This is a genomic window from Radiobacillus sp. PE A8.2 (assembly GCF_045635475.1).
Taxonomy (GTDB): domain Bacteria; phylum Bacillota; class Bacilli; order Bacillales; family Amphibacillaceae; genus JBJGXI01.
Genome location: NZ_JBJGXI010000011.1, coordinates 102,435 through 112,816, shown reverse-complemented (window position 1 = coordinate 112,816; position 10,382 = coordinate 102,435). Strand labels below are relative to the sequence as shown.

Genomic DNA, 10,382 nt, shown 5'->3' with positions numbered 1-10,382 from the left:
ATAATTGCATGAAGGAGAATAAATTAGCGACAAGATTTTCTATAAAAACTGTACCTCGTATAATATGGGAATATGGCCCAGAGTCTCTACCCATCACCGTAAATGATGGACTATGAGGGAAGATGAATCATTGTGTGAAGACCAACAATGATTGTTACGAATGCATATATGAGTGATTGACGTATGCCTATTCATCTTCTCTTATTTCATAGGAGATGAATAGGCTTTTGTTGTGTGTAAATAGTATAACTACAGGGCGTAAATCGCTATTAATCGAAAAAATACGTACTACTTATAAAGAAAAGAGGCAAAAGTGATGGCAACTGTTGGTGTGATCATGGGAAGTATTTCTGATTGGGAAACGATGAAACATACATGTACGATCCTAGAAGAGTTGAACATCTCTTATGAGAAAGAAATAATATCTGCTCACCGAACACCGGAAGATATGTTTCAGTATGCGGAGCAGGCGAGAGAAAAAGGAATGAAAACAATTATCGCAGGAGCTGGTGGAGCAGCCCATCTGCCAGGCATGGTAGCAGCAAAAACAACGTTACCTGTGATTGGCGTGCCCGTGCAATCAAAAAGCTTAAATGGATTAGATTCGCTGCTTTCTATCGTACAAATGCCTGCAGGTGTTCCAGTTGCAACAGTAGCGATTGGAAAAGCAGGAGCGATGAACGCTGGTCTTTTAGCAGCACAAATCATTGGAAGTGCGGATGAAAAAGTTGCCGAACGGTTGAATCATTATCGCAAACAAATGAAAGCAAAAGTAGATGAAATGAGGGAGCAGCTTGAAGATGAATAGTCTGTTACCTGGAAGCACTATAGGAATTTTAGGTGGAGGACAGCTTGGGCGAATGATGGCGATGGCGGCAAAGCATATGGGCTATAAAATTGTCGTATTAGACCCAACACCAGATTGTCCAGCAGCACAGGTGAGTGATGAACAGATTGTTGCTAAGTATGATGACCTGGATGCGATCGCACAGTTAGCTAATAAAAGTGATGTTGTGACATATGAATTTGAAAATGTTGATCTAACAGCAGCTCGGTTATTGGAAACAAAGGGATGTTTACCGCAAGGATCGCAACTTTTAAAAATAACGCAAGATCGCGAGCAAGAAAAAACAGTGCTTGCTGAAAATGGACTTCCAGTTGCACCATTTAAGGTTGTGGAGACAGGACAAGAACTAAAGCAAGCGTTTGATACAGTTGGCTTGCCGGCTGTTATTAAAACTTGTCGAGGTGGATACGACGGTAAAGGGCAGCTTCAGCTTACTTCACTTCAAGATCTCGATATAGCAACTCAATTTATACAAAAAAATGGACGCTGTATTGTAGAACAATGGATAAAGTTCGATAAGGAAGTTTCCGTTGTATTTACGAGAACAATAGACGGAAATATCAGCTACTTTCCGTTAGCAGAAAATGAGCATAAAAATCATATTTTACATAAAACTACCGCACCAGCCAGAGTCTCCAATTCAGTGACAGAGCAGGCATTGGATGTAGCGGCACGAGTAGCGGAGGCAATAGAGGTTGTCGGCACATTTGCAATCGAAATGTTTGTTGTTGGTGAAGACATCTACATTAACGAAATGGCACCACGCCCACATAACTCTGGTCACTTTACAATTGAAGCGTGCAGCGTGTCACAATTCGAGCAGCATATGCGTGCAATTTGTGGTTTACCACTTGCACCAATCAAGTTTCACGGTGCTAGTGTGATGATTAACCTACTAGGCGACGATGTGACTGCTTTTACAGAAACGCCAGAAATATATGAACAGGCACATGTGCACGTGTACGGAAAAAAAGAAATTAAAGACAAACGAAAAATGGGGCATGTCACATACGTTGGCAACAGTCTTCCAGAGCTCGAGCAAATTGTTGCTGACAATCTACGAATTACGGAAAAAGTTTGATAGACTAGTCAATTTTTGATTCAGACAAATAGGAGGAAAATGATTATGATCGGTCGCTATACAAGAGAAGAAATGGGTGCGATTTGGACAGAGGAAAACAAATATCAAGCATGGTTGGAAGTGGAGCTACTCGCTTGTGAAGCGTGGAGTGAGCTTGGTGTTATTCCGAAACAAGATGTACAAAAGTTGCGCGAGAAAGCATCCTTTGATGTTAATCGCATTTTAGAAATTGAACAAGAAACAAGACATGACGTTGTTGCATTTACACGTGCCGTATCGGAAACGGTAGGCGAAGAACGTAAATGGGTTCACTATGGTTTAACTTCTACCGATGTGGTTGATACAGCATTATCTTACTTATTAAAACAAGCAAACAACATATTGCGTAGTGATTTGGAACGTTTTGTTGAAATTTTAAAAGCTAAAGCAATCGAACATAAGCATACCGTCCAAATGGGCAGAACCCATGGTGTTCACGCAGAACCTACTACGTTTGGTTTGAAAATGGCGCTTTGGTATGAAGAAATGAAGCGTAATTTGGAGCGCTTTGAAGCAGCTGCGAACACGATTGAAACGGGTAAACTTTCTGGAGCGGTTGGCACGTATGCTAACATCGACCCGTTCGTTGAAGAGTATGTTTGTAAAAAATTGGGCCTTGCTGCTGCACCAGTTTCTACACAAACATTACAACGTGATCGTCATGCGCAGTACATGTCGACACTAGCGTTAATTGCGACATCAATTGAAAAATTCGCAACCGAAATTCGTGGTCTGCAAAAAACAGAAACACGAGAAGTGGAAGAATTTTTCGCTAAAGGACAAAAAGGATCGTCTGCAATGCCACATAAACGTAACCCAATCGGGTCAGAAAATATGACTGGTATGGCAAGAGTAATTCGTGGCTATATGATGACAGCTTATGAAAATGTATCGCTTTGGCATGAACGTGATATTTCACATTCATCTGCGGAACGTGTAATTTTGCCAGATGCTACAATTGCACTTGACTATATGTTGAGTCGTTTTAGCAACATCGTCAAAAACTTAACCGTGTTCCCGGAAAATATGAAGGCAAACATCGACAAAACATATGGCGTTATTTTCTCACAACGTGTGTTGTTATCGTTAATCGACCAAGGCATGAGCAGAGAAGAAGCATACGATTTAGTGCAGCCAAATGCAATGAAGGCATGGGAAAACGGGATATCGTTTAGAGAACTAGTAGAAGCAGAGTCGAAAATTACAAATTTACTTTCTGCAGAACAAATTGCAGACTGCTTTGACTATACGTATCATCTGAAAAATGTCGATAAGATTTTTACTAAAATCGGACTATAAGTGCGTGTTCAAAAAGTTCCGTTTTTAGCATCGAGAAGATTGGATGAAGCTAGAAAAAGAAGACCGGAGTGTAGACAGAACCTACATGATGACCGGATTTTTCGGCTGATTCCAATATTCGACATCGGGTAAGCTACTTGAATAATCGTTGTGATTAATTGGGACTTTTTGAACATCCTCTATAAGGTACTAACCAAAATTGCTAATTGAGGTGAACAAGATGAAGGGTGAACTTTTGTACGAAGGTAAAGCGAAGCAAGTGTTTACAGTAGTTGGAGATGATACACAGTTAGTCTTGTCTTATAAAAATGATGCAACAGCATTTAACGGCGAAAAGAAAGCAACGTTTACTGGTAAAGGCAGATACAACAATTTAATATCCGCTAAGGTATTTGAGTTTTTGCATGAAAAAGGTGTTGCAAGTCATTTCGAACGGGTGTTAAACGATACCGAACAGCTCGTACAAAAAACGACAATTATTCCGATTGAAGTCGTCGTTCGTAACCTTGCAGCAGGAAGTATTACCCGTCGCTTCGGAATTGAAGAAAAAACAGCATTCACACCATCACTTGTTGAGTTTTATTACAAAAATGATGCGCTCGGTGATCCGCTTATGAGCGATGATCATGCCTTATTATTAACCGATGTTAGCTTAGAAGAAATTGCCGAAATTAAGTCAGCGGCTCTTCAGGTAAACGAACAGTTACAAAAGTTCTTCCTTGGTATTAATCTTGTATTAGTCGACTTCAAATTAGAGTTTGGTAGAAACGTAGATGGAAAGATTGTATTGTCGGATGAAGTATCACCAGATACGTGCCGGCTTTGGGATAAAGATACAGGCAAGAAGATGGATAAAGACGTGTTTCGTGAAGGTTTAGGCGATTTGCTGGACGTGTATGACAACATTCTTAATCGACTGGAGGCAGTAAAATGAAAAAAGTGAAAATTTACATTACATTAAAGCCGGGCGTATTAGACCCTCAAGGTAAAGCAGTACAAGAGTCATTAAATACACTAGGGTTTGCAGAAGTACAGCAAGCACGTGTTGGGAAATATATGGAGCTTGAGTTAGCAGATAACGGTGATGTCGAAAAGCAAGTAGAAGACATGTGTGCAAAATTACTAGCTAATCCAGTCATTGAGGATTATTCCTATACGATTGAGGAAGGTGTTACGCAGTGAAATTTGCCGTTGTTGTTTTTCCGGGATCAAACTGTGACAGAGACATGTACCATGCAGCTAAAGATAGCTTAGGAGAAGAAGCAGATTTAGTGTGGTACCAAGATGCAAATCTAGAAGACTATGACGCTATTTTACTGCCAGGTGGATTTTCTTATGGAGACTACCTTCGCACAGGGGCAATTGCCTCAACGTCAGCGATCGTCAATCAATTAAAACAACAAGCAGCCAAAGGTGTTCCCATCTTAGGTGTTTGTAATGGATTCCAGATTCTTTTAGAAGCAGGCTTACTTCCAGGGGCGATGCTGCGCAACAAAAATTTAAAATTCATGTGCCATTTTGAAGATTTAGTCGTACAAAACAACGAATCCATGTTCACCTCTGCATATACACAAGCAGAAACGATTGCATTGCCAATTGCACACGGCGAAGGAAATTATTATTGTGACGAAGCAACACTAGCACAGCTACAATCGAACAATCAAATCGTGTTCACCTATGCAAACAATCCGAATGGCTCGGTAAGTGACATTGCTGGAATTGTGAATGAAGCTGGTAACGTATTAGGGATGATGCCGCACCCAGAACGTGCAGTAGAAGCATTGCTCGGTGGAGATGACGGTTTGAAGCTATTTAAATCAGTAGTGAATCATTGGAGGGAAACACATGTTGCAAGCGCCTGAGATTAGCCCAGAAGTAGTTGAACAAGACCGCCTTTACCGCGATATGGGATTAACAGATGAAGAATATCAAAAAGTCAAAACGATTTTAGGTCGTCGTCCGAACTTTACAGAGACTGGGATTTTCTCGGTGATGTGGTCGGAGCATTGCAGCTACAAAACTTCCAAACCACTATTGAAGAAATTCCCGACAGAGGGCGCACACGTACTGCAAGGTCCTGGTGAAGGGGCTGGAATCGTTGATATTGGTGACGGGAAAGCAGTTGTATTTAAAGTGGAAAGCCACAATCATCCATCTGCTGTAGAGCCTTATCAAGGTGCTGCTACAGGTGTTGGTGGGATTATCCGTGACGTATTCTCGATGGGCGCTCGTCCAGTTGCCGTGTTAAATTCTTTGCGGTTCGGTAATTTAGATTCAAATCGCGTTAAATATTTATTTGAAGAGGTAGTCAATGGAATCGCAGGTTACGGCAACTGTGTTGGTGTGCCAACCGTTGGCGGTGAAGTTCAATTTGATAATTGTTATGAAGGCAATCCACTCGTTAACGCAATGTGTGTTGGAATTATTGATCATAAAGATATTCAAAAAGGAATTGCTGCAGGAGTAGGAAATACAGTCATTTATGCAGGGCCACCTACAGGTCGTGACGGTATTCACGGCGCAACTTTTGCATCTGAAGACTTATCGGAAGAGTCGGAAAGTAAGCGTCCATCCGTGCAGGTTGGCGATCCTTTTATGGAAAAATTACAAATTGAAGCATGTTTAGAGGTTATTCATTCGGAGGCGCTGATCGGTATTCAAGATATGGGTGCAGCGGGTTTAACATCGTCAGCAAGTGAGATGGCAAGTAAAGCAGGCACTGGCTTGGAAATGAACCTTGACCTTGTTCCACAACGTGAATTAAACATGACGCCATACGAATTGATGCTGTCAGAATCACAAGAGCGGATGCTACTTGTCGTCAAGCAAGGGCAGGAGCAAGAGATCATCGATGTTTTTAACAAGTATGGACTTGAAGCAGTACCAGTAGGTAAGGTAACCGAGGATAAACAATTCCGTCTGTTACATAAAGGCGAGGTTGTTGCAGATATTCCAGTTGATTCATTAGCAGAAGACGCACCAGTTTATTATAAAGCATCTGCGGTACCGGCTTATTTTGAACAGTTCCAGACGATGGAAGCTTATATGCCTAGTGTGAAAGACCATCAACAAGCATTACAAGCACTCTTACAGCAACCAACGATCGCTAGTAAAGAATGGGTGTATGACCAATATGATTCAATGGTACAAACGAATACAGTTGTCACACCTGGATCAGATGCCGCCGTGTTACGCGTGCGTGGCACAGATAAAGCATTAGCAATGACAACAGATTGTAATTCTCGTTACATTTATTTAGATCCAGAAACAGGTGGAAAAATTGCGGTTGCTGAAGCAGCACGTAATATCATTTGTTCAGGTGCCAAACCGTTAGCATTAACCGACGGCTTAAACTTCGGAAATCCCGATAAACCGGAAAACTTTTGGCAAATGGAAAAAAGCGTCGACGGTATGAGTGCAGCATGTTTAGCGCTTGGCACACCAGTTATCAGCGGTAACGTATCTTTATACAACGAAACAAACGGGCAAGCAATCTTCCCAACACCTGTTGTTGGCATGGTCGGATTACACGATTCGGTTGAACATATTACCCCATCTTTCTTCCAATCAGAAGGAGATGCGATTTATGTAATCGGAGCGGCGAGACATGAGTTTGGTGGAAGTGAACTGCAAAACATGTTAGAAAATAATTATTTTGGTAAAGCACCAGCGATTGACTTAACTGTGGAAGCAACGCGCCAAAGTGCTCTATTACAAGCAATTCGGTCAGGGTTAGTTGCTTCTGCACATGATCTTGCAGAGGGTGGCTTAGCCGTAGCCATAGCGGAAAGCTTATTCGATAAACAATTAGGTTGTGACATAAGTTTATCTGGTGATGCGACGGTAGAACTATTCAGTGAAACACAGTCACGTTTCCTTATATCTGTTACCCAAGCAAATCGCCAGGCGTTCGAAGCACAGGTTACAGACGCAGCGTATATTGGTGACGTTACAGCAGACGGTATCATGAACATAAAAGTTAACGAACAAATGACGATTGATACGGAAGTTGAAGGCTTGAAAGCATTATGGAAAGGGGCTATACCATGCTTGCTGAAATCAAGGGATTAAATGAAGAGTGCGGTGTATTTGCAATTTGGGGACATGAAAAAGCAGCTGAAATGACTTATTACGGCTTACATGCCCTGCAGCACCGTGGGCAAGAAGGAGCAGGCATCGTCACAAGTGATGGTGAAGCACTTCACCTGCATAAAGGCATCGGTTTGATTAACGAAGTATTTCAGCAGGGGGAGTTTTCACGACTAAAAGGCAATGCTGCTCTTGGTCACGTTCGCTACGCAACCCAAGGTGGTGGCGGATATGAGAACGTTCAGCCACTTTTATTTCGTTCCCAGAAAAACAGCATGGCGCTAGCACATAACGGAAATCTAGTGAATGCGAATGCAATGAAAAACCAATTAGAGGCACAAGGCAGTATTTTGCAAACTACCTCTGATACAGAAGTACTGGCACACTTAATCAAGCGCAGTGGCCATTTGAATATGGAAGAAGCGATTGCTTCTGCCTTATCGATGATTAAAGGGGCCTATGCACTTGCGCTTTTAACAGAAGAGCAGCTATTTGTCGCCTTAGATCCACGTGGATTACGTCCACTATCGATCGGGATGCTCGGTGGTGCGTATGTAGTATCGTCAGAAACGTGTGCATTTGATATTATTGGTGCAACTTATATTCGTGAAGTGCAACCAGGTGAATTACTAATTATTGATGATAACGGGATTACATCAAAGCAATTCGCTTCACCTCTCCAACGGACACTTTGCTCGATGGAGTATGTATATTTTTCCCGCCCTGACAGTGATTTGAATGGTACGAACGTCCATGCAAGTCGTAAAAAAATGGGCAAGCAACTAGCGGCGGAAGCACCAGTCGAAGCCGATGTTGTCACTGGTGTACCAGACTCTAGTATATCGGCGGCGATCGGTTACTCGGAGGCAGCGGGTATTCCGTACGAGTTAGGTTTGATAAAAAATCGCTATGTTGGTCGTACGTTTATCCAGCCGTCACAGGAATTACGTGAACAAGGCGTGAAAATGAAGTTATCTGCTGTACGTGGTATTGTGGAAGGCAAACGGGTCGTTATGGTTGATGATTCTATCGTGCGCGGCACTACGAGTAAAAGGATTGTTCGAATGCTTAAGGAAGCAGGTGCACTAGAGGTACACGTTCGTATTGCCTCCCCGCCTATCGAAAACCCTTGTTATTATGGCATTGATACTTCGAACAAAGGTGAGCTTATAGCCTCGAATAATTCGATCGAGGAAATTCGTGAACTAATCGAAGCGGATAGTTTAGCCTATTTAACAACAGATGGATTAGAAAAGTCGATTGTCACCGAAGATTCAATCGAACAAGGTATTTGCAACGCTTGCTTTACAGGTAATTACCCTACTGAAATTTATCCGGACACAGTGTTACCTGCATATAAAGGCTAAAAATCCCGTGTGATACGGGTAGACCAAATACCTTGATAAGGAGCTAAAGTGATGAGTGAAATATATAAGCAAGCGGGCGTCGATGTGACCGCAGGCTACCGAGCAGTAGATTTAATGAAAAAACATATAAACAAAACAAACCGCAAAGAAGTAATCGGCGGTGTCGGTGCATTTGCCGGGCTTTTTGAATTAACTTCTTTTTCCTATGAAGAGCCTGTACTCGTATCCGGAACAGACGGCGTTGGTACTAAGCTGAAGCTTGCCTTCGATACAGATATCCATGATACAGTAGGGATTGATTTGGTCGCTATGTGTGTGAACGATATTGTTGCCCAAGGTGCTGATCCGTTATTTTTCTTGGATTATATTGCTTGTGGTAAAAATGAGCCGGAAAAAATTGAGCAAATTGTAAAAGGAATCGCAGATGGTTGTGTTGAGAGCGGTGCTGCTTTGATTGGTGGCGAAACAGCTGAAATGCCAGGTATGTATCAGGATGGCGAATATGATTTAGCAGGCTTTGTTGTTGGAATTGCTGACAAAAAACAGCTAATTACAGGCGAGCACGTCCAAGCCGGAGATGTTGTCATCGGTATCGCGTCTAGTGGACTGCATTCGAACGGCTACTCACTCGTTAGAAAAATAGTAGCAGATTATCAACTCGATTTAACATCAGACTACGGTCAATTTGAAAAAACACTAGGAGAAGTATTACTTACTCCGACTAAAATATATGCAAAAACGATCAAGCAATTAAAAGAAGCTGTTACAATTAAGGGAATTAGCCATGTTACTGGTGGTGGTTTTTATGAAAACCTACCACGTGCATTACCAGCAGATTTAGGGGTAGAGATTAAATCCGGCTCTTGGGAAATTCCAGCAGTTTATAATTTCTTGCAAGAAAAAGCAAATCTAGTATTTAGCGACATGCTCGGCGTATTCAATATGGGCATTGGAATGGCTGTCATTGTTTCTGAAAACGAAGCTGACCAAGTATTAGATCTGCTTGCTGCTAACAAGGAAGTAGCTTCGGTGATCGGTAAAGTTACAGAAGGCCAAGGAGTGACAATTACAGCATGACACATTCCAACATTGCTGTGTTTGCCTCTGGTACAGGAAGTAATTTTGTTGCTATTATGGAGGCAATCGAACTAGGAAAGCTCGATGCAACAGTTAGTCTGCTAGTTTGTGATAAGCCAGAAGTGAAGGTACTAGAAAAAGCGGAACGATACGGTGTGCCAGTTTTCGCATTTCAACCAAAGAGCTATCCATCGAAGCAAGCATTTGAGCAAGAAATCGTTGCACAACTTACAGAAGCGAATGTAGCATGGATTGTCCTGGCTGGTTATATGCGGTTAATTGGACAAACTTTACTAGACGCATATCCGTCGAAAATAGTTAACATCCATCCGTCATTATTGCCAGCATTCCCAGGCTTAGACGCGATAGGTCAAGCGTTACAGGCTGGCGTTCAAGTAACCGGTGTAACCATCCATTACGTTGATGCTGGTATGGATACTGGGAAAATCATTGCCCAGCAAGCATTGTCGATTGAGCCAGAAGAAGATAGAACTTCCTTACAGCAACGCATTCAAACAATTGAGCATTATTTATATCCACAAACGATTCAACACTTACTGAACGACAAGTAGAAAGGGGAACA

Annotated in this window: 10 protein-coding genes and 1 riboswitch; all 10 genes read left to right on the top strand. The window is 42.0% G+C overall.

Translation table 11 applies throughout. The features are described from left to right. Nucleotides 1-35 precede the first annotated feature (35 nt). Nucleotides 36-133, top strand: a riboswitch (purine riboswitch). 183 nt (nt 134-316) lie between these two features. Beyond that, nucleotides 317-808, top strand: coding sequence for a 5-(carboxyamino)imidazole ribonucleotide mutase (gene purE / locus ACI6MV_RS08335; RefSeq protein ID WP_407269820.1), 492 nt, complete (start codon nt 317-319; stop codon nt 806-808). Then, the gene (gene purK / locus ACI6MV_RS08330) at nt 801-1,928 is read left to right on the top strand and encodes a 5-(carboxyamino)imidazole ribonucleotide synthase (protein WP_407269823.1); all 1,128 of its coding nucleotides are present in this window, start codon (nt 801-803) and stop codon (nt 1,926-1,928) included. Before purE ends, purK begins: the two co-directional genes overlap by 8 nt. 45 nt (nt 1,929-1,973) lie before the next feature. Beyond that, nucleotides 1,974-3,266, top strand: coding sequence for an adenylosuccinate lyase (purB, locus tag ACI6MV_RS08325; protein WP_407269819.1), 1,293 nt, complete (start codon nt 1,974-1,976; stop codon nt 3,264-3,266). Between the two features lie 220 nt (nt 3,267-3,486). Then, nucleotides 3,487-4,200, top strand: a complete 714-nt coding sequence (gene purC / locus ACI6MV_RS08320) for a phosphoribosylaminoimidazolesuccinocarboxamide synthase (RefSeq protein WP_407269818.1) — start codon at nt 3,487-3,489, stop codon at nt 4,198-4,200. After that, nucleotides 4,197-4,448 (top strand): phosphoribosylformylglycinamidine synthase subunit PurS, encoded by a 252-nt coding sequence (purS, locus tag ACI6MV_RS08315; protein ID WP_407269817.1) that lies wholly within the window; start codon nt 4,197-4,199, stop codon nt 4,446-4,448. Before purC ends, purS begins: the two co-directional genes overlap by 4 nt. Continuing rightward, complete coding sequence (gene purQ / locus ACI6MV_RS08310; RefSeq protein WP_407269816.1) at nt 4,445-5,128, top strand: phosphoribosylformylglycinamidine synthase subunit PurQ; 684 nt, start codon at nt 4,445-4,447, stop codon at nt 5,126-5,128. Before purS ends, purQ begins: the two co-directional genes overlap by 4 nt. Next, on the top strand, nt 5,112-7,337 hold the full coding sequence (purL, locus tag ACI6MV_RS08305) for a phosphoribosylformylglycinamidine synthase subunit PurL (protein ID WP_407269815.1): 2,226 nt from the start codon (nt 5,112-5,114) through the stop codon (nt 7,335-7,337). The genes purQ and purL overlap by 17 nt, the downstream gene beginning before the upstream one ends. Continuing rightward, on the top strand, nt 7,313-8,722 hold the full coding sequence (gene purF, locus ACI6MV_RS08300; protein WP_407269822.1) for an amidophosphoribosyltransferase: 1,410 nt from the start codon (nt 7,313-7,315) through the stop codon (nt 8,720-8,722). The genes purL and purF overlap by 25 nt, the downstream gene beginning before the upstream one ends. Nucleotides 8,723-8,773: 51 nt before the next feature. Continuing rightward, nucleotides 8,774-9,799, top strand: coding sequence for a phosphoribosylformylglycinamidine cyclo-ligase (purM, locus tag ACI6MV_RS08295; RefSeq protein WP_407269814.1), 1,026 nt, complete (start codon nt 8,774-8,776; stop codon nt 9,797-9,799). Then, nucleotides 9,796-10,371: a phosphoribosylglycinamide formyltransferase gene (gene purN, locus ACI6MV_RS08290; protein WP_407269813.1), complete on the top strand. Its 576-nt coding sequence runs from the start codon at nt 9,796-9,798 to the stop codon at nt 10,369-10,371. The genes purM and purN overlap by 4 nt, the downstream gene beginning before the upstream one ends. Nucleotides 10,372-10,382: the final 11 nt, after the last annotated feature.